Genomic DNA, 19,935 nt, shown 5'->3' with positions numbered 1-19,935 from the left:
CCACCGGTCTACAGGCGCACCTTCTGTGTCTCTTCGCCGTGGACGATCAGCGCGTACAGGATGAAGCCGTCCAACACGATGGCCAGCAGCGACCACCACGGGTAGAACGGGATCGACATCATCTGCGCGATCGCGTTGATGGAGACCAGGATGACGCCGACGATCCGCGCCCAGCCGCTGCCGGTGCCCAGCGCGATACCCACCACGATCAGCAGGATGCCGATGATCACATGGATCCAGCCCCAGCCGGTCAGGTCGAAGAGCAGCGTCCAGCCGCGCACGTCCACGAAGATCTGGTCGTTGAAGATGGCGGTCAGCCCGTGGATGATGTTGAAGACTCCGTCGACGACCATCATCACCGCGGCGAACCAGATCCACCCCACCCAGCCTGAGATTCGCTCCGTTGTCATGAACTGGTGCTTCCCGGCCAAAGGTCGAGAAACGACCCGACAACCGGCAAGGATCATTTTTGCTCTTTCGGGAGGAGGGTTGCGGGCCGCGGGGTACGGCTGGCACCATCGAGGACATGATCACAAGAAAGGGCTATGCCGCCCGCACCCGGTGAACACCGGTGGCGACAGGCCACCGAGATCCGAGACGAATGGCTGGGCTGGGCACTCTCGACCCGCCCCGCCGACAGAGCCGCCGCCGAGGCGGCCATCTCCCAGCTCTACCGCCTGATCGGGCACGACGAACCGCAGTTCCTCTGGGTGGACTCCCCGGCTGCCGCGATGCCCGTCATCCCGGCGCCCCCCAGGTTCCGGGCGGGCACGACGCCCGCCGCGGAGGCCCACCGGCCCGTGGCCGCCAAGCTCGCCGACCTGATGACCGCGCTGCGCGGCAACCTGGACGACCGGACAGGCCGGCCGTGGGCGCGCATCCCGTGGCGGCGAGAAGTGTGGCGTGACCTGCGGTTGGAGCCCGACCTGGCCGACCTGGTGGAGACGGCGGTACGCGACTCGCTGCGGGACACCGTGCGCGACTCGATCTGCACGCCTCTGCGCCTGGCGCTGGAGACCATCGCGGGCCACGCCCTGGGGCTGGCCTGGCACGGCCAGCACGACGCCTACTGGATCGCCCACTACGACGCCTGGCGGCGGATGGGCGGGGTGTCCTTCGCGGCGGCCGACGCCGCGCGGCTCGACCTGTGGGCGACGCTCGCCAGGTCGTGCGGCTGGTGGTGGCCGGGCGAGGAGCTGTGCGTCATCGCCGAGCGGCCGGTGTCCGTGCGCACCGAGCCGGTCCCCGGCGGCGCCCACGGCGAACTGCGCCTGCACGATCCGCACGGCCCCGCCGTACGGTACGCCGACGGCTGGGCCGTACACGCCTGGCATGGCACCAGGGTGCCGGTGTGGGTGACGAGCGGCCCGACCGTCCAGCGGATCAGCGGAGAGCGGAACGTCGAGGTCCGCCGCTGCGCCATTGAACGCATCGGCTGGGACACCTACGTCGACCAGGCCCGACTGCGGCTGGTCGCGACCTCGCCCGACCCCGGCAACCCAGGCTCCGACCTGCGCCTCTACGACCTGCCCGAGGAGCTCTGGGGCCTGCGGGCGCGCCTGCTGCTCGCCGTCAACGGCTCACTGGAGCGCGACGGGCAGCGCCGCCGGTACGGCCTGAGCGTCCCGGCCGACCTCGACGACCCCATCGCCGCGGCGGGCTGGACCTACGGCCTGTCCGGTGAGCACTACGCCCAGCTCGTCCGACGTACATGAAAGGAGTCCCCATGACTGTGACCCTCGCCGACCTCAGCGACCGCACCGGCCTCGCCGTCCTCGACCACCTGGAGCGGGAGGTGACCGTCCCGGTCATCAACGGGCCGCAGGCGCAGGGCGACCTGATCGTCATCCCGCACCACCTGGTCGCCGACGAGGCCCTCCTCGCGCACACCACCTGGACCGAGGTGCCCGCCGAGGGCATCGAACTGCTCCGCGGCGCGACCGGCGGCAACCCGCACACCCTGGTCGCCGACCCCGGCACCTGCCAGTGGACCGATGACTTCTGGGACAGTGCCATGCTCGCCATCGGCGCCCTGCGCGCCACCGCGCCCGTCTACCTGCTGCACCCCGAGCACGGTGCCACCGGCCTCACGCCCGGCACGTACCTGATCCGCCGCCAGCGCGAGTTCGACCACCGGAGCAGGCGCCAGCGGATCGTGGCCGACTAGCCGGATCCGGCCGCTACCGCCCGCCACGGACGAGGCCGCCCGTGGCGGGCATCCATCAGAGCTGCCCCGCGCCGTAGCGGCTGAGCATGGGCTTGCTCGGATCCCAAGGCCCCAGTTGCCCGCGCTTCTCGGCCTGCTGCCGGGCGATGCCCGACAGGGCTTCCAGGACCACCCTGCTACCGAGCATCGCGGTCACATCGGCGTGGTCGTGACTCGGAGCGACCTCGACCACCTCCACGCCGACGATCGGCAGTTCGTAGGACAGCCTGCGCACCGCGTCCAGCAACTCGCGTGAGGTGAGCCCGCCCGGTTCAGGGGTCCCCGTGCCGGGAGCCATACCGGGATCGACGACGTCGATGTCCACCGACAGGTACACGCCATCGCACTCGTCGAGGGCGATCCGGGACGCCTCGGTCAGGCAGGTGTCCAGGCCGCGCTCCACGATTTCGGTCATCTCGTACGAGCGCATCCCCTGGTCGGCCATCCACTGGAGGGTCTCGGGGCCGGGCCAGTAGCCGCGCAGGCCGATTTGCAGGAACCGGTCGCCGCGGGCCGCGCCGGACTCGATGAGCCGCCGCATGGGCTGGCCGTGCCCGATGAGCGAGCCGTAGGAGCTGTCCCCGGTGTCGGCATGAGCGTCGAAGTGCAGCACGGAGACCCGCCCCCAGCCGACGCCCCGGGCGACGCCGGTGATGTCGGGCAGCGCGATCGAGTGGTCTCCGCCCAGCACGACCGGGATCTTCCCGGCCGCCGAGACGGTGTGGACGGCCTGCTCCAGCGCCGCGTGGGACTTCTCCGCGTCGCCGCTGAACATCATGACGTCGCCGGCGTCCTTGACCCGCAGGTCGAGCAGGCCGTCGACGCCCAGGGCCAGGGAGGGACGGGTGCCGTCATGTCCGAGGTAGCACGCCTGCCGGATGGCGCCGGGCCCGAAGCGGGCGCCCGCCCGGTAGGAGGCTCCTCCGTCGAACGGGGCGCCCAGGACGACCACCTGGGCGTCGCTCCAGGAAGAGTGCTCCTCCAGGTCGCAGGGGGGCACACCGAGGAAGGTGATGTCCGGGCCGTACATCGCGCCGTAACGGGTCATGGCAGATCCTTCATGTTGAGCTGGCGGTCGCATCCTCACAGCCATCGGCGCCGCCCGGAATCCCCTGACTTTCGACACCACCTCCATACTGTCTATGGAGCTCCCGATACAGGTGCTCGACAGTGGGCGGCCGGGGGCCGGCGAGAGTGACGAACTGGATGCGGCGGGCCCCGATGTCCTGGACCGTGGGCCGGGCCACGACCCCGTGGCCCTTCTCCAGGGCGAGTTCGGGCACGAGCGCGACGGCGCCGCCCGCGCCCACGAAGCCGTGGATCACGCTGTAGTTGTCGGCTCTGAGCACGATGCGGGGACGGAATCCCAGGGACTGGCAGGTGGCGAAGAGGGTCTGGTCGCTGGGATCGTAGGAACCGTTCGAGATGATCCAGCCTTCGTGGGCCAGCAGTGCGAGGTCGACGGGCTCCGTCCCCCCGGCCTGGCCGTGACCGGTGGGCAGGAGCAGCCGGTACGGATCGACGAAGAGGGTCTGCACGTGCAGGTCGGCGCCGTACTGGGTCTTCTCATCGCCGATGCCGTAGATCAGGGCGCAGTGCAGGGCTCTGGCCCGCACCTGCGTGAGCAGGTCCAGAGGTTCGGCCTCGGTCAGCTCGACCCGCACGCCCGCACCCTCGGTGGAGCGCCGCAGGGCGCCTGGGAGCAGCCGCGACGCCGCGGTGGTGAACGCGCCGATCCGGAGGGTGGACACCCCGTGCTTCCGCCGGGCCTCGACATCCGACTCCACGGCCTCGATGCGGTCCAGCACGACGCTCGCATGCTCCAGGACCAGCGCTCCGATGTTCGTCAGGACGGCGCCGGTGGGACTGCGCTCCACCAGCCGGGCGCCCAGGTGAGCTTCCAGCGCGCTCAGGTGGTAACTGATCGTCGGCTGCCCGTAGTGAAGCTGACGGGCAGCCCCCGCCAACGACCCGTTGACGGCGATGGCACGCAGAACCTGGAACTGGCGAAGGTCGATCATCCATACATGCTATGGACCTGCCTGCCGTTCCCTTCTCGCGGCCACGGTGGCCAGTGCCTGCCAGGCAGCCTGTGGGTGGGCCGTCTCCGTCGGGTCGCCGTTGAACGGGTCGAGGATGACGGTGCCGGAGCCCAGCAGGCGGAGCTGGTCGAGGTCGTCCATGACCTGGTCGATCGTGCCGTGCCCGGCCAGCCGTCCGGGGGCGGTGACCGGTTCGGCGGTGAGCCGCAGCGCGATGCGGGGGGCCAGGCCGGGCGCGGGCCTGCGCTGCTCGTTGGTGATGGCCTTCATCCGGTCCAGCGCCCCGCGCAGCCAGGGGAGGGTGAACCGCAGCGGGTGCCACGCGTCGCCGAGCCGTACGGCCCGGCGCAGTCCGGCGTCGCTGTTGCCGCCCACCCAGATCGGGATCTCGCCGGCGCGGTAGTCCGCGTCGTTCTCCCAGGCTCTCCGGATGGCCGCGAGGTGGTCGTCGGTGAGCTTCCCGCGCCGCTCGAACGGGACGCCGAGCGCCGCGAACTCCTGCCGCGCCCAGCCGACCCCCACCCCGAGGACCAGCCGCCCGCCGCTGAGCTGGTTCAGGTTGGCGGCCATGCGCGCGACGAGCAGCGGGTGCCGGTACGGCACGATCAGCACGCTGGTGCCCAGCGTGATCCGCTCGGTGACACCGGCCAGCCAGGAGAGCATGGTGAACGGCTCGTAGAACGGCGCCGGGTACTGCTCGGCGACGTCGGGCGTCACCGCGATGTGGTCGGAGAGCAGCAGCAGGTCGAAGCCGAGGCCCTCCACCGTACGCGCCCAGTCGCGCAGCACGCCGGGGTCGGTGCCGGGCCCGAAATTCGGAACGTTCACGCCTATCCGCACCCGGCCAGGCTATCCCCCGGAATAAGTGATCTTCATCTCTCTCGAACCAGTTTGATCAGATGAACGGCGAGCGCGAGGAAGAGGGCGGCTCCGCCGGCGAGGACGAGGATGATGAAGAGGACGAACGGGTGATAGATCATGGTTGCCCCCTTTCGGCGGTACGAGCATAGATCGCGAAGTGGGCGCCCTGGGAGTCCATGAGGAGGGCGGTCTGCCCGTCCGGGGTCTCGCGAGGTGGCGTGAGGACCGTGCCGCCCAGGTCGGCGGCGCGGGAGGCGGTCGCGCCGCAGTCGGTCACAGCGAAGCAGGCCGTCCAGCGCGAAGGCCCCTGCGTCGCCTGGACGATCTGTTCGGGGGCGTGGGGGAGCACCGTGCCGTAGAAGGCCTTGGCGGCCTCGGCGTCGTCCACGGCCAACTCGCTCCAGCAGTACGAGTTCGGCACGCCCATCACCCCGGCGCCGTGGAAGTCCGCGGGCTGCCAGAGGCCGATCACCGCGTTCCACGGGTCGAACAGCAGCGCGAAGCGGCCCAGCCTCTTGGCGTCCATCGGCCCGATGAACACCCGCCCGCCCGCCTCCCGTACGACCTCGGCCGTGGCGTCCACGTCGGTGACCGTGACGTAGGTGGTCCAGAAGGCCGGGGTTCCCGGAGGCGCACCGGCGATCATGCACATCAGGGCGGCGACCGGGCGGGTCAGGTCGCCGTCCAGGGTCAGCATGGTGTGGTCGTTGGCCGCCGGATCGGGGTCCGGATGCGGGTGCCAGCCGAACAGGCTCGTCTCCGTCATGGTGACTCCACGGGTGGACTGCGCCTTGGTGGACGATGAGTACGCTACTTCCCCTTTCGCCGGATCGTCCGTACCTGACGAAAGTGGGGTCGATCGCTGACCTTCGGGGGCATCGCCGTACCCCCGGTGGTTTCTAGCGTTCGACCATGCTGAAACTCATGGCCGGGGCCGCCCTGATCGCGGCCCTCACCCCCTCGATGGACCGGTATGTGGCCGAGCAGGTGGACCGCACCGGCCTGGCGGGGGTGTCGGTGGCGATCACCAAGGGGGACGAGGTCGTCCACGTCGGCGGGTACGGCGACGCCACCGCGAAGACGCCGATGCGCGTCGCCTCGGTCACCAAGACGTTCACGGCGTTCGCCGTGATGCAGCAGGTCGACCAGGGGAAGATCGACCTGGACGCGCCGGTGTCGACCTACCTGCCCGAGCTCAAGATCGCCGACAGGTTCACCGCGCGGCAGTTGCTCACCCACACCGCCGGGCTGCCGCGCGCCATCGACACCTCGGCGATCCGCACCTCGAAGGAGTTCGTCGCCGCGCTCGGCTCGATCTCCCTGGGCTCGAACGGGTACTCCAACGTGGGCTTCAACCTGCTCGCCAGAGTCGTCGAGGTGACCAGCGGCGAACCGTTCTCCGCCTACCTGAAGGGGCATGTGTTCGACCCGGCCGGGATGACCGCGACCGTCGCGACCGTCCGCCACGACGAATCACCTGCCAAGGGGCACATCTACGTCTACGGCAACTGGGTCGCCAGACCGGAACCGGCCGCGTTCGGCCTCGGCTCCGGCGGCATCGTGACCAACGCCGAGGACATGGCCAAATGGCTCATCATCCACACCAACCAGGGCCGTACCGCCGAGGGCAGGCAGCTCCTGTCCGCGGCGAGCGTCAAGCGGATGCGGACGGAGGGCTTCGGCTGGTCGAAGGAGGGACCCGGCGAGTTCCAACATCCAGGCAACCTCAAGACCTTCACCGCCTACCAGCACATCCTTCCCGACACGGGGTACGGCATCGCGCTGCTGACCAATACCGGGATGACGCCGACGACGGACGACAGTTACGGCATCGTCCGGGGGCTGGTCGCGATGGCGCGGGGCGAGCGGGCCGAGCCCGTCGACCCGGTCATGCCCGTCGTCGAATGGTCCATGGTCTCGCTTACCGCGCTGGCTCTCGTCCTGGGCGGCCTGGGGCTGCGCCGCTCCCGCCGCTGGGCCGTACGGCGAAGCGGCCGACCGGCCTGGCGCAAGGGCCTCCCCCTGCTCAGGCACCTGATCGCCCCCGCGATGCTGCTCTGCCTGCCCGCGATCGCCGCCGTCCTGGTGGGCCAGAGCAGTGTGGCCTGGAGCGAACTGCTCCTCGTCTCCACCTCCACCGTGGTGTGGTTCGCCGTCATGGCGGCGGCGAGCCTGGCCGTTCTGGGCGCGAAGCTCCTCCACCTCGCGCGCGGAGCCGAGGAACCGGCCCGAGTTCGACGGCGGCGACCACATGCACCTCAATGACGCCGGGGCCCAGGCGATGGCGGACAGCGTGGATCTCGCCTACCTCAAGCTGTGATCGGGCTAGTCCCGTAGTCTCGCGCGCAGTGCCGTGACGCCCGCCGCCAGGACGGGCGGGACCGTGATCAGGATGGTCAGGGCGTCGCCGAGGCCGGTCGTTTCGAGGACCATCCAGGCGATCAGCGGGCCGAGCAGCGCCCAGGTGCGGAGGTTCGACCTGACGATCCACCGGAGGGCGGCCAGGAGCCCGCGGCGGAACGCCGGCCCGCGCAGTGTCGCCGCCAGCCGCGGCAGGCCGACCAGCAGCTCGGCCGCGAGGCGCCGGCGCGAACGCGGGTCGGACAGCCAGTAGAGCTCCCCCAACCACTCGGCCAGCCAGCGAGCCCGTACGTCGCGGGGCAGCAGCACCGCCCCCGCCGTGAGCACACGGAAGGCCGGGAGCCCGAGTCTCGTCCTGGCCAGCCCTTCGAGCTCGCGGCCGAGCTCCGCCATCCCCAGCCGGTCGGCGACCGGCAGGTACACGTCGAGGGTCTCGCGCGACTTCAGGAGCTGCTTCTCCGACGGGAGGAACCGCATCGTCCGCAGGTTGTGCAGCCGATCGGCCAGCTTCAAGGTCAGCACCCGCTCGTCGGTGGAGCTCTCCCAGTCGGCCCCGCGCAACTCCGGATCGTCGAGCGCGCGCAGGTCGGTCAACAGGCGGGTGACCTCCTCGCCGAACTCCGCCGTCAGGTCCCCGACCGGGCACGCGGTGTCGTCCAGCACGTCGTGCAGGAGCGCCGCGCAGAGCAGCTCGTGGTCCGCGCCGTGCTCGGCCAGGATCGCGGCGACGGCCAGCGGATGGGTGATGTACGGCTCACCGCTCTTGCGCGTCTGGTCGCGATGCCAGTAGGCGGCCACCGCGTACGCCCGCTCCAGCGTCCGCACCTGGTCCGGGGTAAGGGAGGCGGGCAGGACCGCCGCCAGGGCGCTCACGACACGTCCCCGACGGGACCCCACCTGACGGCGGCGCGCGGGGCCGTCGCCGCGCGGGCGCGGGCCAGCCCATCTTCGGTGATCCTGTAGTAGCGGCGCGGCGGACGCCCCTGGTGCGCGGCGGGATCGTCCCAGCGGCTCTCCACCCAGCCGCGCTCCTCCAGCCGGACCAGGATGGGATAGAGGGTGCCTCCGGCGAGCCCGGTGGCGGCGCGGAGTTCCAAACCGTAGTGCTCCGCCGAAGGATCGTCGAGCAATTCCCGCAGGACCGCCAGGGTCTGCGGCGTCATCCGTAGGCCGCTTGCCATACCTCGAATCTACCTAGGTAGAGCTGGCCGTCTATGTCTCCGCGACGGGACAGGTTGATACCTTCGGTGGTCATTCGCCCCGGCGGGCTCGGGCGCGGCGTTTGCCCTCGTGCATGGCCTGGACGCGGGCGATGGGGATGGTGTGGCCCTCCTCGACCAGGTCCGGGGGCAGGCGCTGCGGCTCGGGCATGGACGCCGCCCAAGGGTCGCCGTCGGCGAGAAGCCGGGCTGCCGTGCGGATGGTGAAGTCGGACGGGGTGACCTGGTCGAGGTCCTGCCAGGCGACGGGGAAGGAGACCGGGGCGTCCGGGCGGATCCGGGGGCTGTAAGCGGCGACCACCGTCGCGCCACCGGCTCGGGTGGAGTCGAGGAAGACCTTGCCTTCGCGGTCCTCGCGGATGAACGCCGTGGTGGCGAGCGCCGGGTCGATCCGTTCGGCGCGGGCCGCCACGGCGCGGGTGGCCGCGGCCAGGTCGTCCATCGCGGTCCCCGCCTCCACCGGTACGAAGACATGCACCCCCTTCGCCCCACTGGTCTTCACCGCGCCCGCCAGCCCCGCGTCACCGAGCGCCTGGCGGACCAACTCGGCGGCCTGTACGGCCAGCGGGAACGCGTTCTCCTCCGGCGGGTCGAGGTCGAGCACCAGGTGGGTGGGATGGTCCCCGCGCACCAGCGCCGGGTGGAACTCCACCGCCCGCTGGTTGGCGAACCACAGCAGGGTACGGCGGTCGTCGCACAGGGCGTAGGACACCTCCCGGTGCGAGGCCTCCGCCCAGACGGTGACGGTACGGACCCAGGAAGGGGTGTACTTGGGGACGTTCTTCTGCATGAACGCCGCCTGGCCGGGCCGTACCCGGATCACCGACAGCGCCCGCTCCCTCAGGACCGGAAGGATGCGGTCGCGAACCGCGTCCAGGTAGTCGACCAGATCCCGTTTGGTCGCGTTCGCCCCGTCGAACAGCGGCTGATCGAGATTGGTCAGCGACACACCGTCCCGCGTCTCATCGCTGGTCATTCGCCCCACGATGCCGATGTACGGTCCCGGGGTCAACCATGGCCGGCGAACCACGCGACCCATCGGCGCTGCCAGGGAGTCTCGACCGCCCGGTGGTGATAGTGCTCGCGCGTCCAGGCGACGGCCTCACCAGGGGGCAGGCCCGTGAGGCAGGCCAGGACGGTGCCGGTCCGGCCGACACCTCCGCCGCACGCGACCTCGACGGCGAGACCCGAACGCGCCTGGTCGCGCAGGTGGGCGATGGACCGGGCGGCCGCGTGCCGGTCCGCGGGGAGCAGGAAGTCCGGCCAGGCGATCCATTCGTGCGGCCAGCGCAGCGCGTCCTGGTGACGGCGGCGCAGGCGGGCCGAGCCGAGGTAGAGCGCGAACTCGGGTGCCGGGCCGGGGGGAGTGGGATTCCGCAGCCCGCGCCCGCGGATCCAGGTGCCGTCGGGCAGTTGGATCGCACCGGTGAGCGATGTCGTCATGCTGGTCACCTGCCTCCTGAGTGGGGTGGACTCATCCGACCAGGCGTGGGTAGTCGGTGTAGCCCGCTCTGCCGTGGGCGTACAGGTGGGTGGGGTTGCCACCATGTGATCGGCGACCTGGTCCGCTCACGCGAGGACGAGGTGATCGGCACCGCCTTAGCTCACCCTGACCGGTCTGCGGGCAACCAGGCCGGCCGCCCAGAGGGCGATGCCGATGTACAGCACCTGCTCGGGAATCCGCTCCCACAAGGGTGTCGCCGCGCCGCCGTTGAACGGCACGTCGGCGACCGCGGCGTAGATGTTGGCCGGGAGCATCAGCGCGAAGAGCGCCGCGAGGCAGATCCCGGCGGCCCGCCGGGTCGAGGCCAGGACCAGCCCTGCGGCGCCGAGCACCTCCAGCACGCCGGTCAGGTAGACCACGAAGCCGGGGAACGGCACGAACGGCGGCACCATGCGCACCAGGTCGGCGTGGTTGGGCATGACCGTGACGCTCTCCGGGACGAAGTGCGCGGCGGCGGTGACGGCGAGCATGACCGCCAGCGCGTGCCCCGCGCTGACCTGCCAGGTGGCGAACCTGCTGATCCCGGCCGCACCCAGCAGCCGAAAGCCCAGCGCCGCGACCACGAGCACGATGAAGGTTACGGACATGACCTACCCCCATGGATAGTTGCACTATCTACTGACTGGATAGTCACACTATCCAGTCACTCGAGTGCAGGCAAGGGGTCAGGCCCGTTTCCACAAGGACTACATGCCGGCGCTGACCGTGTCCGGAGTCCACGTGTACTCGACGACGGGCAGTGCGAAGCCTGCGGGGAAGTGCTCGACGAACTCCTTGGTGAGATGGCCGCCCAGACTCCTGTAGAAGGCGATCGCCGGAGTGTTGTCGCGCAGTACCTCCAGGTAGACGGCCTTGCCCGGATGCTGTGCCGACGCCCAGGCGAAGGCGTGGCGCATGAGCCGGCGGCCGATTCCCGACCGCTTGAGGCCGGGCTGGACGTGGAGGTTGTCGAGCAGGAGGCGGCCGTCGGTTCCGGGAGTGAGGTAGGCGAATCCCAAGAGGGTGGTGTCGTCGCCGACGACCAGCAGGCAGGGGGCGCGATCCGGTTCGGGGGCGGCGGTGCCGAGTCGCGCAGTCCACAGGGCCCTGCGCTCGTCGAGCAGCGGCCCGTTCAGATAGCCGTCGGGCATGATCCCGGTGTAGGCGGTCAACCAGCTCTCGGTGTGCAGAGCCGCGATGCGCTCGGCGTCGTCCCTCGTACCAAATCTGATCTGCATGGCGTAAAGGCTGACATAGCTGCCGATGGGTCGCGATTCGCGCCTTATCAGGTTGACTCGGGGCGCTTGGTCAATAATGGGGCGCATGGGCTACCTGGTGCGCGATGGTGAACCCCGGGATTGAGGCCAATCCCAGGGCTCGTCGGTTCTATGAGCGCACGGGCTTCGTTCTCGCCGGTCGGGTCCCGGCCGGCGAGAACGACAGATTCGCCGAGCCCGTGGTCCGGTATCGGATGGCGCTGCCACCCCTGCCGTTAGGCGCGGCTCGGATGTCGTCATGACGAACGGGCGGTGGCGTCCCATAGGTCGGTGCTGTGGGCATCGATGAGGGCGGCGACACTGGTGAGGACCTCGCCGACGGGGCGCGGGTCGAGGCGGCGGCCGTCACGCAGGCGCAGGGCGACCTCGCCGGCGGAAGCCTCCTTGGCGCCGATGACCGCCTGGTAGGGGACAAGTCGGGCTTCCCGGATGCGGGCGCCCAGGCTGCCGCGTTCCGGCTCGGCGATCTCGGCCCGCAGTCCGAGTTCGGCGCATCGCCGGGCGAGCGCCGCCGCGTCCGGCAGTTCGGCCTCGGAGATCGGGAGGATCACCAGCTGGGTGGGGGCGAGCCAGGCGGGGAAGGCGCCGCCGTGCTGTTCGATGAGGTGGGCGACGGCTCGCTCCACACTGCCGATGATGCTGCGATGGACCATCACCGGCCGGTGCTTCGCGCCGTCCGCGCCGACGTAGTGCAGGTCGAACTGCTCGGGCTGGTGGAAGTCGACCTGAACGGTGGACAGGGTGGACTCCCGCCCGGCCCCGTCGACGACCTGCACGTCGATCTTGGGGCCGTAGAACGCGGCCTCTCCCTCGGCCTCCTCGTACGGCAGGCCGGAGCGGTCGAGGACCTCGGTCAGCAGGGCGGTGGACCGCTGCCACATCTCGGGTGCGGCGACGTACTTCCCGTCGGGGCCCGGCAGCGAGAGCCGGAAGCGGGCGGCGGTGATACCGAGCGCCTCGTACGCCTGGCGGATCATCTCCAGGGCTCCCCGCGCCTCGTCGGCGACCTGGTCCAGGGTGCAGAAGATGTGCGCGTCGTTGAGCTGGATGGCCCGCACGCGGGTCAGGCCGCCGAGCACCCCCGACAGCTCGAAGCGGTACATGCCGCCCAGCTCGGCCATGCGCAGCGGCAGCTCGCGGTAGCTGTGCGAGCGGGAGCGATAGATCACCGCATGGTGGGGACACAGGCTAGGCCGCAGAACGACCTGTTCCGCCCCCAGGTCCATCGGGGGGAACATGTCGTCGCTGTAGTGCGACCAGTGCCCGGAGATCTCGTACAGCTCCCGCTTGCCCAGCACCGGCGAGTACACGTGCCGGTAGCCCGCCCGCCGCTCGGCGGTGCGGATGTACTCCTCCAGGGTGTGCCGCACGGCCGCGCCGTCGGGCAGCCAGTACGGGAGGCCCGCGCCGATCAGCGGGTCGGTGTCGAACAGGTCAAGCTCGCGGCCGAGTTTGCGGTGGTCGTGCATGGTGGTCTCCTCGAACATCGGGCGAGTGACCACCGCAAGCCGAAAGCCCCGGGGCACTCGCCCCGGGGCTTTGGACTGAGACATCTGTCAGCGCGCCGGGACACTCTCCGGCGTCGTCGTCATGGCAGCGCGCTTCATGCGAACAAAGCTAGCAGAGGCGCAAGGGTGTTCAAGGGGTCTTAGCGGCCTGTCGTCCGTTGGGCGGAGAGGACCTGGCGCCAGTGTTCGGCTGCCTTGATCATGTCGTTTCCGGTGTGGCCGAGGAACTGGCTCATGTCCTTCAGGCGGGCTCCGGCGGGGGTGTTCGCGCCGAGGATCTCGGCTCCCTTCTCGGCGGCGTCGGCCAGCATGGCGTTCGACCGGGCGCTCGCGATCCAGGCCTGGTACCAGACGTCGTCGTCGATGACGTACCGCTCGCGCCGCCCTCGGGGGTCGCGTTCGCGCCTGACCAGTTCCTGCTCTTCGAGGTAGCCGATGGCGTTGGAGATCGAGGCAGGGCTGACCTGAAGCCGCTGGATCAGTTCGGCGGCGGTGAGGCTGCCGGTGTCGGTGGTGTACAGGCTGGTGAGCACTCTGGCCATCATCCGTGGCAGCCCCGTCTGGATGATCAGCGCGGTGAGCCCTTCCTCGAAGTCGCGCACCGCTTCGGGGTCGCGACCGTACGCGGCGGTGGTGGCCGGTGTCGTCGTCGGGGTCGGGGTCGGCTTGCGCCGGCGGGCGCGTTGTTCGGTGGCCTGGTGTGCCTGATCGGGCCGGTAGCCGTCGGGGCCGCCGTTGCGGGTCACCTCCCGGCTGACGGTCGACGTCGGCCGGGCCAGGCGTCTGGCGATCTCGGCGTACCCGAGTCCTTCGGCCAGTCCCTCGGCGATGTGCCGGCGGTCCTGCTGGGTCAGCCTGCCTCCCGGCATCGGTGCTCGCCTCCTGCTGCTGTGCATCGTTCCCGCCTCTGTGGGAACGATGCACAGTATTGCGTTCGATCCCATGCCATTGCAAATCTACTGCAATGCTTGTTTGCGTTCATTCCTAAAGCTCATTGCAACGATAGTAGCCTTCTATCTGCTATTACGCAGAAGTGGCAGCTAGTTAGATCGATAGAAATATGAATGCAACGTAGCTTTTGACTTGCGCTAAAGATGTGCCCCCTTCTGTCCGAAACCGTTCGGTGCATCCTCAGGTTCGGGGATAACGCGAGAGCCCAGAAAGCGGATAATAGGGAATAAATCCTCACAAATGGGATCATCGTTCGGGATTGTGAGGGATGTGCCAATGATCGCCATCGACGTTCCGATCTGGGCTGCCCGTCTGCGGGCCGCGCGCCGTGCGCGGCTGTGGAGTCGCCAGGAGCTCGGGAGACAGTTGGCCAATGCGGCGGACGAGGCGACGCGTGAGCAGCTTCCCGCGCTGGAGACGCTCACCTCGATGATCGAACTCTGGGAGGCCGGGGAGCGGCGGCCCGACGAGCGCGAGGCGGAACTGCTCTGCCGGGCGTTCGGCATGGACGAGGCGGAACTGTTCGTCGGAGAAGCGGCGGGCACCACCCGGTGGCATCACCTGACAGGCATTCCGCTGATGCCGGGGATGTTCACCGCCGAAGACGAGGAGCGCACCGGTCGAGCGATCGAAGCCCCCCAGCGGGCCGACGAAGAAACGGTGCGCTACTTCAAGACCATCATCGACGCCTACGCCCGAACCGACCTCCGACCGGCCGACCTGATCAATGCCCTGCGTCCCGTCTTCGCCGGGATCGAGGCGTTCCACCGTGACGCCGGTTCGCCGGTCAGGCGGGCGCTGCTCCTGCTCGCCGCGGAGAACGCGGAGCTGATCAGCCGCATGCACCACGAGGCCGGCGACCCGGAAGGGGCACTGGCATGGTCGGACGAGGCCATCCGGGACGCCCGTGAAGCCGCGGACACACTGCTGGAGGCTTACACACTCGCCCAGCGAGGCGGCCTCTCCGACACCGCCGCCGATCCTGCCCAGATCGTCGCCCTCGCCGTCGCCGCCCGCGAACGCGGCCACCTCCCGCCGCGGATGGACGCGCTGTCCCGTCACCACGAAGCGCAAGGTCACGCCCTCGCCGGCGACCGGGACATGTGCCACCGCCGCCTGGAGGAGTCCGCTCAGTCACTCGCGAAACCGGGCGAAGACCCGCCCTACCGGTTCGACAGCTCGACCGAAGCCCACGACACACTGTGCGCCGGGTGCCTCGTCGACCTCGGCTTCGCCAGGGGCGCGATCGAGATCCTGGAACACGTACCGCCGAAAGCGCCGTCGAGCTATGCCACCGCCTACGCCATGGCCCGCATGGCCCACGCGTACGCCGAGGCCCACGAGCGCGAGCGGTTGACCGAAACGGCCCGTCAGGCTCTCGCCCTGGCCAGACAGAGCGGCGCCTCGCGAGCCCTGCGAGAACTCGCCAGAGTCCAGCCCCCACCCAGCAGGGCGGCACACACCCGCATCCTGCTGTAGCCGCACGACGGCGGGTGCGCGCGGTGGAGAGGTCTAGCCCGCGTCGGCGGGGCGGAGGCCTTGGAGGAGGCCGTGGACCAGGCGGCCCGCCTGGCGCCGGGTCTGCGCGGGGTCGTCGGTGCGGGCCGCCGCGAGGGCGAGTTCGGTGAGGGCGCCGTAGAGGGCGGCGGCGGCCAGGCCGACGGGGTAGGGCTTGACGAGTCCGGCGTCCAGCAGGGCCCGCACGCTGCCGACGAGCAGTCCGCCGAGGTGCCGCTGGTCGAGTTCGCGCCAGCGTTCCCAGCCCAGCGCGATGGGGCCCTGCAGCACGACGATCTCGCGGTAGTCGCGGTCGGCGCACACGTCGAGGAAGGTGTCCAGCCCGGTCAGCGCCCGCTGCCAGAGATCGTCGTGGGCGGCCATCGCCTCGGCGATCAGGGCCGCGGCCCGGCGCTCCTGCTCCTCGAAGACGGCTTCGAAGAGACCCTGCTTGCCGTCGAAGTGGTGGTACAGCGCCCCGCGGGTGAGTCCGGCGGCCCGGACCAGCTCTTCCGCCGACACCGCCGGGTAGCCGCGTTCGACGAAGAACTCCAGGCCGGTGTCCAGCAGCGCCTGGCGGGTGCTCTGGGCGTACTGCTCTCGCCGGGTCTTGACAGTCTCCATGGCGCATGGATACCACATACACAGCGTATGTCAGATTCGCCGAGTACGTGGAGGGTGATGATGGCGGAACCCGTGGACGTGGCGATCGTGGGCGCCGGGCTCGCCGGTCTGGTGGCCGCGCGTGACCTGGTACGACGAGGCCATGAGGTGGTCGTCCTGGAGGCCCGTGACCGGGTGGGCGGGCGGCTGCTCAACGACGAGTTGCCGGGCGGATCGCCCATCGAGGTGGGCGGCCAGTGGGTGGGCCCCGGCCAGGACCGGGTGCTCTCACTGATCGGCGAGCTGGGGCTGACCACCTTCCCCACCCACGCGCGGGGGCGGCACATCGCCGAGTTCGGCGGTCGCCGGAGCGCCTACACCGGCCGCGTCCCCCGGCTGAACCCTGTCGTGCTGGCGGACATGGGCCAGGGGCAGTGGCGGTTGGACCGGGCGGCGGCCAGGATCCCGCCCGAGCCCTGGCAGGCCTTGCACGCCGCCCGGCTGGACGGGCAGACCTTCGGCACCTGGCTCGACCGGCGGTTCCGGACCACCGGCGGGCGGGCCTTCATGCGGCTGGTCACCGAGGCGGTGTTCGCCGCCGAGCCGGAGGACATGTCCGCGCTGTGGGCGCTGTTCTACATCGGCGCGGCCGGAGGGTTGGACGCGCTGATCCAGACCGCGGGCGGCGCGCAGCAGGACCGCGTCGCCGGCGGCTCCCAGCGGATCGCCCTGTCCCTGGCGGCCGAGCTGGGCGATCGGGTCGTCCTCGACGCCCCGGTGACCTCGGTGGACTGGGACGCCGACGGCGTACGGTTGTCCGGCGCCTCCCCGGTACGGGCGCGGCGGGCGATCATCGCGGTGCCTCCGCCGCTGGCCGCCCGGATCCGGTACACGCCAGGGCTGCCCGGGGACCGGGATCAGCTGGTCCAGCGCCTGCCGATGGGCCGGGTCATCAAGGTCAACGTCGTCTACGACGAACCCTTCTGGCGTGACCGCGGCCTCAGCGGACAGGCCAACAGCGACCGCCGAGCCCTGGGCACCGTCTTCGACAACACGCCACCCGAGGGCAGGCCGGGCGTCCTGGTCGGGTTCCTGGAAGGCCGCCACGCCGACACCGCCGCCCGCCTCGGCCTCGCCGACCGCCGCCGTCAGGTGCTGGCCGACCTGAAGGGCTACTTCGGCGCGGCGGCCGGGAAACCGATCGCCTACATCGAACGCGACTGGGCCGCGGAGGAGTACTCCCGCGGCTGCTACGGCGCCTTCGCCGGCCCGCGGACCCTCACCCGCTTCGGCCCCGCCCTCCGGGCGCGGATCGGGCCCCTGCACTGGGCCGGGTGCGAGACCGCGACCCGCTGGCCCGGGTACATGGACGGCGCGATCGAATCCGGGCACCGTACCGCCGAAGAAGCCGCGCTGGCACTCACGAGAGCAGGAAGCGAACCCCGATGACCCACCGCGACGGCGAACTGAACCCCAGACAGCGGCTGGCCTACGCCCGCCACGCGATGCTCGTTCAGCTCACCCACTGGACCGGCCAGGCCGGAGCCCGGCTGCGCCAGGATCGCCTGGAACGCACGGCGCTGGTCAGCGGCCGCAATCCCCCCGACAGCCGGCTCGCCCGGCAGATGCTGGAGCAGGCCCGCGAAGCCTACGGTCCGCCCCTGCTCGGCCACTGCCTCCGCTGCTGGCTGTGGGCGGACCTGTTCGCCCAGCTCGACGGGATCTCCTACGACCCCGAGCTGCTCTACGTCTCCTGCCTGCTGCACGATCTCGGCCTCACCGACGCGCACCGCCCGGCGGCCGGGGATCAAGTCGGCTGCTTCGCGGTCCACGGGGGCCGGGTCGCCCGCCTGCTCCTCGTCGAGGAGGGTGCCGCCCCGGCCTTCGCCGACCGGGCCGACGAGGCGATCGCCCTGCACATGAACGTCCAGGTCCCGCTCTCCTCCGGCGCCGAAGCCCACCTGCTGCACGCCGCGGCCCACCTCGACGTCGCCGGAATCCGGGCGGCCGAACTGCCGCCCCCGGCCGTACGGCGGGTGCTCGGCCTGCACCCGCGCGACGGCTTCCCCGCCGAGTTCGGCCGGCTCATGCGCCGGGAGGCGGCCGAACGGCCCGCGTCGCGTGCCGCGCTCGGGTGGCGCCTGGGCATGCGCCTCCCGCTCACGCACAACCCGATCGACCGCCCGAGCCTGACCAGTCCCTAGACGGCCTGCGCCCGGACCATCCGGGCGTAGAGTCCGTGCCGGTTGCCCAGCAGTTCGGGATGGGCGCCCCACTCGACGACCCGCCCTTCGTCCAGCACGACGACGGTGTCGAAGGAGTCCAGGCCGCCGAACCGATGGGTGATCATGACGGTGGTCAGCCCCCTGCGCCGCTCCAGGACCGCGCGGACGACCTCGCGCTCGGTCAGCGGGTCGAGCGCGGAGGTCGCCTCGTCGAGGACCAGGACGGGCGCGTCGCTCAGCAGCGCGCGGGCCAGGGCGATGCGCTGGCGTTCACCGCCGGAGAACAGCGCCCCACGCTCGCCGACCACGGAGTCGTAGCCGTCGGGCAGGGCCGTGATCCGGTCGTGGATCCTGGTCGTCGTGCAGACGTCGACCAGGTCGGACAGCTCGGCGTCGGGCGCGGCGTAGCGGAGGTTCTCGGCGATGGAGCCCTGGAAGAGCACGGCTTCCTGCGGGGCCAGGCAGACGCGCCCGTCGATCCGCACCGCGCCCTCCGTCGGCGCGTGCAGCCCGGCGAGCAGGTAGCCGAGGGTCGTCTTGCCCGATCCGCTCGGACCGACGATGAGCGTCGCGGAGGCGGCGGGCAGGTCGAGCGTGACCCCCCGCAGCGCCTCGGACTCGGCCCCGGCGTAGGCGTAGGAGGCGGCCGCCACGCTCATCGCGCCCGTCCCCCCGGCGACGGCGGGCCTGGCGGCGTCCGGTCCCGCGGGCAGGTCCAGATAGTCGAAAACCCGCTCGAAGGCCGCCTGCGCGGTACGGAATTCGGTGGAGATGTGCAGGATCTGCCACAGCGGCTGGTAGAGCCTCGACTGCAGGACCACGAAGGCGATGAGCGTGCCGGGCGTGATCCCGTCCATGAGCCCGGCCGCCACGAACACGATGTACGGCGTCAGCACGAAGAAGACGTGCCCCGCGCTCAGCACCGACTGCGCGGCCAGACTGGCGCGCACCCCCAGCCGGGCCAGCCGCTCACTCTCCGCGCCGAACAGCTCGGCCTCGTGGCGCTCGCGATCGTGCACCCTGGCCAGCGTGACACCGCCCAGCGAGAGCCGTTCGGCGGCGATGGAGGCGATCTCCGCGCGGGCCCGCTGCCCGGCGGCGGACAAGGTCTTGAGCGCGCGTCCCGAGCGGGCGGAGACCCACAGGATGGCCGGCGCCAGGCACAGCGTGACGCTCGCGAGCGGCCAGGACAAGGTGAACATCGCGCCCAGCGCGAACAGGAAGCCGAGCAGTCCGCTGAGCAGGCTGGGCAGCGTGTCCTTGATCGAGTCCTCGATCTGGTCGGTGTCGTTGGCCAGCCTCGACTGGATCTCGCCGCTCCTGGCGGCGGCGAAGAAGCCGAGCGGCATCCGCTGCAGGTGGCCGAACAGTCGCGTGCGCAGGGAGTGGATGACCTGCTGGGCCATCCGGGCCGAGATCCAGGTCTGGGCCAGATCGACCGCCGCGGCCCCGGCCGCCGTGAGCGCGGCCAGAGCGGCGATCAGCGCCAGCAGGTCGGGCCGCGGGCCGTCCGCGCCGAACAGCGCGCGGTCGAAGACGACCTGGGTCAGCAGCGGGATCGCCGCGTTGAGCGCCGAGTAGATCGCGACCAGCAGCACGACGAGCAGGACGGCGAGCCGGTACGGCCTGAACAGCCGGATGATCCTGCGGGTCGTCACGTCCACCGCCCTCTCGGAGAACTGGTACGGCGTGCGGACGCGT

21 protein-coding genes are annotated in these 19,935 nt (G+C 70.8%); 6 read left to right on the top strand and 15 right to left on the bottom strand.

Going from position 1 to position 19,935, the window contains the following annotated elements:
- Window positions 1–8: 8 nt before the first annotated feature.
- Entirely contained in the window at window positions 9–410 is a 402-nt protein-coding gene (locus ABZ911_RS32315) for a hypothetical protein (protein WP_358064518.1), read from the bottom strand.
- A 135-nt stretch (window positions 411–545) separates the two neighbouring features.
- On the opposite strand from ABZ911_RS32315, the gene ABZ911_RS32310 reads away from it, so the two are divergent.
- Window positions 546–1,715: a DUF6745 domain-containing protein gene (locus ABZ911_RS32310; protein WP_358064516.1), complete on the top strand. Its 1,170-nt coding sequence runs from the start codon at window positions 546–548 to the stop codon at window positions 1,713–1,715.
- Window positions 1,716–1,726: 11 nt separating this feature from the next.
- Entirely contained in the window at window positions 1,727–2,167 is a 441-nt protein-coding gene (locus tag ABZ911_RS32305; protein WP_358064514.1) for a hypothetical protein, read from the top strand.
- 55 nt (window positions 2,168–2,222) lie between these two features.
- Here the strand turns inward: ABZ911_RS32305 and speB are convergent, their stop codons facing one another.
- From speB to ABZ911_RS32285, 4 genes are all read right to left on the bottom strand, one after another.
- Window positions 2,223–3,254 (bottom strand): agmatinase, encoded by a 1,032-nt coding sequence (speB, locus tag ABZ911_RS32300; RefSeq protein ID WP_358064511.1) that lies wholly within the window; start codon window positions 3,252–3,254, stop codon window positions 2,223–2,225.
- 10 nt (window positions 3,255–3,264) lie between these two features.
- Window positions 3,265–4,227 carry a LysR family transcriptional regulator gene (locus tag ABZ911_RS32295; protein WP_358064508.1) on the bottom strand — a complete coding sequence of 321 codons (963 nt, stop codon included), beginning with the start codon at window positions 4,225–4,227 and terminating at the stop codon, window positions 3,265–3,267.
- Window positions 4,228–4,236: 9 nt separating this feature from the next.
- A complete protein-coding gene (locus ABZ911_RS32290; protein WP_358064505.1) occupies window positions 4,237–5,076 on the bottom strand; it encodes an LLM class flavin-dependent oxidoreductase in 840 nt (279 codons plus the stop codon).
- Window positions 5,077–5,224: 148 nt separating this feature from the next.
- Complete coding sequence (locus ABZ911_RS32285) at window positions 5,225–5,875, bottom strand: VOC family protein (RefSeq protein WP_358064502.1); 651 nt, start codon at window positions 5,873–5,875, stop codon at window positions 5,225–5,227.
- Between the two features lie 146 nt (window positions 5,876–6,021).
- Here ABZ911_RS32285 and ABZ911_RS32280 point away from each other — a divergent pair, with 146 nt between their 5' ends.
- On the top strand, window positions 6,022–7,374 hold the full coding sequence (locus ABZ911_RS32280) for a serine hydrolase domain-containing protein (protein ID WP_358064499.1): 1,353 nt from the start codon (window positions 6,022–6,024) through the stop codon (window positions 7,372–7,374).
- A 60-nt stretch (window positions 7,375–7,434) separates the two neighbouring features.
- On the opposite strand, the gene ABZ911_RS32275 is transcribed toward ABZ911_RS32280, so the two are convergent.
- From ABZ911_RS32275 to ABZ911_RS32240, 8 genes are all read right to left on the bottom strand, one after another.
- The gene (locus ABZ911_RS32275; protein WP_358064496.1) at window positions 7,435–8,343 is read right to left on the bottom strand and encodes an HD domain-containing protein; all 909 of its coding nucleotides are present in this window, start codon (window positions 8,341–8,343) and stop codon (window positions 7,435–7,437) included.
- On the bottom strand, window positions 8,340–8,651 hold the full coding sequence (locus tag ABZ911_RS32270; RefSeq protein WP_358064493.1) for a PadR family transcriptional regulator: 312 nt from the start codon (window positions 8,649–8,651) through the stop codon (window positions 8,340–8,342). The genes ABZ911_RS32275 and ABZ911_RS32270 overlap by 4 nt, the downstream gene beginning before the upstream one ends.
- A gap of 70 nt (window positions 8,652–8,721) precedes the next feature.
- The gene (locus tag ABZ911_RS32265) at window positions 8,722–9,666 is read right to left on the bottom strand and encodes an ATP-dependent DNA ligase (protein ID WP_358064490.1); all 945 of its coding nucleotides are present in this window, start codon (window positions 9,664–9,666) and stop codon (window positions 8,722–8,724) included.
- A gap of 32 nt (window positions 9,667–9,698) precedes the next feature.
- Window positions 9,699–10,133, bottom strand: a complete 435-nt coding sequence (locus ABZ911_RS32260; protein WP_358064487.1) for a protein-tyrosine phosphatase family protein — start codon at window positions 10,131–10,133, stop codon at window positions 9,699–9,701.
- Between the two features lie 156 nt (window positions 10,134–10,289).
- Window positions 10,290–10,781, bottom strand: coding sequence for a hypothetical protein (locus ABZ911_RS32255; RefSeq protein ID WP_358064484.1), 492 nt, complete (start codon window positions 10,779–10,781; stop codon window positions 10,290–10,292).
- A gap of 99 nt (window positions 10,782–10,880) precedes the next feature.
- Window positions 10,881–11,411 (bottom strand): N-acetyltransferase, encoded by a 531-nt coding sequence (locus ABZ911_RS32250; protein WP_358064481.1) that lies wholly within the window; start codon window positions 11,409–11,411, stop codon window positions 10,881–10,883.
- A gap of 275 nt (window positions 11,412–11,686) precedes the next feature.
- On the bottom strand, window positions 11,687–12,937 hold the full coding sequence (gene thrS / locus ABZ911_RS32245; RefSeq protein WP_358064478.1) for a threonine--tRNA ligase: 1,251 nt from the start codon (window positions 12,935–12,937) through the stop codon (window positions 11,687–11,689).
- A gap of 161 nt (window positions 12,938–13,098) precedes the next feature.
- On the bottom strand, window positions 13,099–13,827 hold the full coding sequence (locus ABZ911_RS32240; RefSeq protein WP_358064475.1) for a helix-turn-helix domain-containing protein: 729 nt from the start codon (window positions 13,825–13,827) through the stop codon (window positions 13,099–13,101).
- A 358-nt stretch (window positions 13,828–14,185) separates the two neighbouring features.
- On the opposite strand from ABZ911_RS32240, the gene ABZ911_RS32235 reads away from it, so the two are divergent.
- A complete protein-coding gene (locus tag ABZ911_RS32235) occupies window positions 14,186–15,388 on the top strand; it encodes a hypothetical protein (RefSeq protein WP_358064472.1) in 1,203 nt (400 codons plus the stop codon).
- 33 nt (window positions 15,389–15,421) lie between these two features.
- Here the strand turns inward: ABZ911_RS32235 and ABZ911_RS32230 are convergent, their stop codons facing one another.
- The gene (locus ABZ911_RS32230; RefSeq protein ID WP_358064469.1) at window positions 15,422–16,030 is read right to left on the bottom strand and encodes a helix-turn-helix domain-containing protein; all 609 of its coding nucleotides are present in this window, start codon (window positions 16,028–16,030) and stop codon (window positions 15,422–15,424) included.
- Between the two features lie 60 nt (window positions 16,031–16,090).
- Here ABZ911_RS32230 and ABZ911_RS32225 point away from each other — a divergent pair, with 60 nt between their 5' ends.
- Together ABZ911_RS32225 and ABZ911_RS32220 are read left to right on the top strand one after the other, a co-directional pair.
- Window positions 16,091–17,458, top strand: coding sequence for a flavin monoamine oxidase family protein (locus tag ABZ911_RS32225; RefSeq protein WP_358064466.1), 1,368 nt, complete (start codon window positions 16,091–16,093; stop codon window positions 17,456–17,458).
- Window positions 17,455–18,213 (top strand): hypothetical protein, encoded by a 759-nt coding sequence (locus ABZ911_RS32220; protein WP_358064463.1) that lies wholly within the window; start codon window positions 17,455–17,457, stop codon window positions 18,211–18,213. The genes ABZ911_RS32225 and ABZ911_RS32220 overlap by 4 nt, the downstream gene beginning before the upstream one ends.
- On the opposite strand, the gene ABZ911_RS32215 is transcribed toward ABZ911_RS32220, so the two are convergent.
- Complete coding sequence (locus tag ABZ911_RS32215) at window positions 18,210–19,892, bottom strand: ABC transporter ATP-binding protein (protein WP_358064460.1); 1,683 nt, start codon at window positions 19,890–19,892, stop codon at window positions 18,210–18,212. The two genes, ABZ911_RS32220 and ABZ911_RS32215, sit on opposite strands and share 4 nt — an antisense overlap.
- Window positions 19,893–19,935 lie beyond the last annotated feature (43 nt).

Source organism: Nonomuraea sp. NPDC046570, from assembly GCF_040645915.1.
In the GTDB taxonomy this organism is placed as follows: Bacteria; Actinomycetota; Actinomycetes; order Streptosporangiales; family Streptosporangiaceae; genus Nonomuraea.
Note: the sequence above shows the minus strand (reverse complement) of the source record. Positions and strands in the feature narration are given on the sequence as shown.

Bases quoted from the DNA above. Each gene is read 5' to 3' on its own strand.
- thrS (WP_358064478.1), bottom strand. From the start codon at position 12,937: ATGTTCGAGGAGACCACCATGCACGACCACCGCAAACTCGGCCGCGAG.
- ABZ911_RS32235 (WP_358064472.1), top strand. From the start codon at position 14,186: ATGATCGCCATCGACGTTCCGATCTGGGCTGCCCGTCTGCGGGCCGCG.
- speB (WP_358064511.1), bottom strand. From the start codon at position 3,254: ATGACCCGTTACGGCGCGATGTACGGCCCGGACATCACCTTCCTCGGT.
- ABZ911_RS32225 (WP_358064466.1), top strand. From the start codon at position 16,091: ATGGCGGAACCCGTGGACGTGGCGATCGTGGGCGCCGGGCTCGCCGGT.
- ABZ911_RS32250 (WP_358064481.1), bottom strand. From the start codon at position 11,411: ATGCAGATCAGATTTGGTACGAGGGACGACGCCGAGCGCATCGCGGCT.
- ABZ911_RS32220 (WP_358064463.1), top strand. From the start codon at position 17,455: ATGACCCACCGCGACGGCGAACTGAACCCCAGACAGCGGCTGGCCTAC.
- ABZ911_RS32255 (WP_358064484.1), bottom strand. From the start codon at position 10,781: ATGTCCGTAACCTTCATCGTGCTCGTGGTCGCGGCGCTGGGCTTTCGG.
- ABZ911_RS32280 (WP_358064499.1), top strand. From the start codon at position 6,022: ATGCTGAAACTCATGGCCGGGGCCGCCCTGATCGCGGCCCTCACCCCC.
- ABZ911_RS32305 (WP_358064514.1), top strand. From the start codon at position 1,727: ATGACTGTGACCCTCGCCGACCTCAGCGACCGCACCGGCCTCGCCGTC.
- ABZ911_RS32310 (WP_358064516.1), top strand. From the start codon at position 546: ATGCCGCCCGCACCCGGTGAACACCGGTGGCGACAGGCCACCGAGATC.
- ABZ911_RS32315 (WP_358064518.1), bottom strand. From the start codon at position 410: ATGACAACGGAGCGAATCTCAGGCTGGGTGGGGTGGATCTGGTTCGCC.
- ABZ911_RS32230 (WP_358064469.1), bottom strand. From the start codon at position 16,030: ATGGAGACTGTCAAGACCCGGCGAGAGCAGTACGCCCAGAGCACCCGC.
- ABZ911_RS32285 (WP_358064502.1), bottom strand. From the start codon at position 5,875: ATGACGGAGACGAGCCTGTTCGGCTGGCACCCGCATCCGGACCCCGAT.
- ABZ911_RS32270 (WP_358064493.1), bottom strand. From the start codon at position 8,651: ATGGCAAGCGGCCTACGGATGACGCCGCAGACCCTGGCGGTCCTGCGG.
- ABZ911_RS32295 (WP_358064508.1), bottom strand. From the start codon at position 4,227: ATGATCGACCTTCGCCAGTTCCAGGTTCTGCGTGCCATCGCCGTCAAC.
- ABZ911_RS32260 (WP_358064487.1), bottom strand. From the start codon at position 10,133: ATGACGACATCGCTCACCGGTGCGATCCAACTGCCCGACGGCACCTGG.
- ABZ911_RS32265 (WP_358064490.1), bottom strand. From the start codon at position 9,666: ATGACCAGCGATGAGACGCGGGACGGTGTGTCGCTGACCAATCTCGAT.
- ABZ911_RS32240 (WP_358064475.1), bottom strand. From the start codon at position 13,827: ATGCCGGGAGGCAGGCTGACCCAGCAGGACCGCCGGCACATCGCCGAG.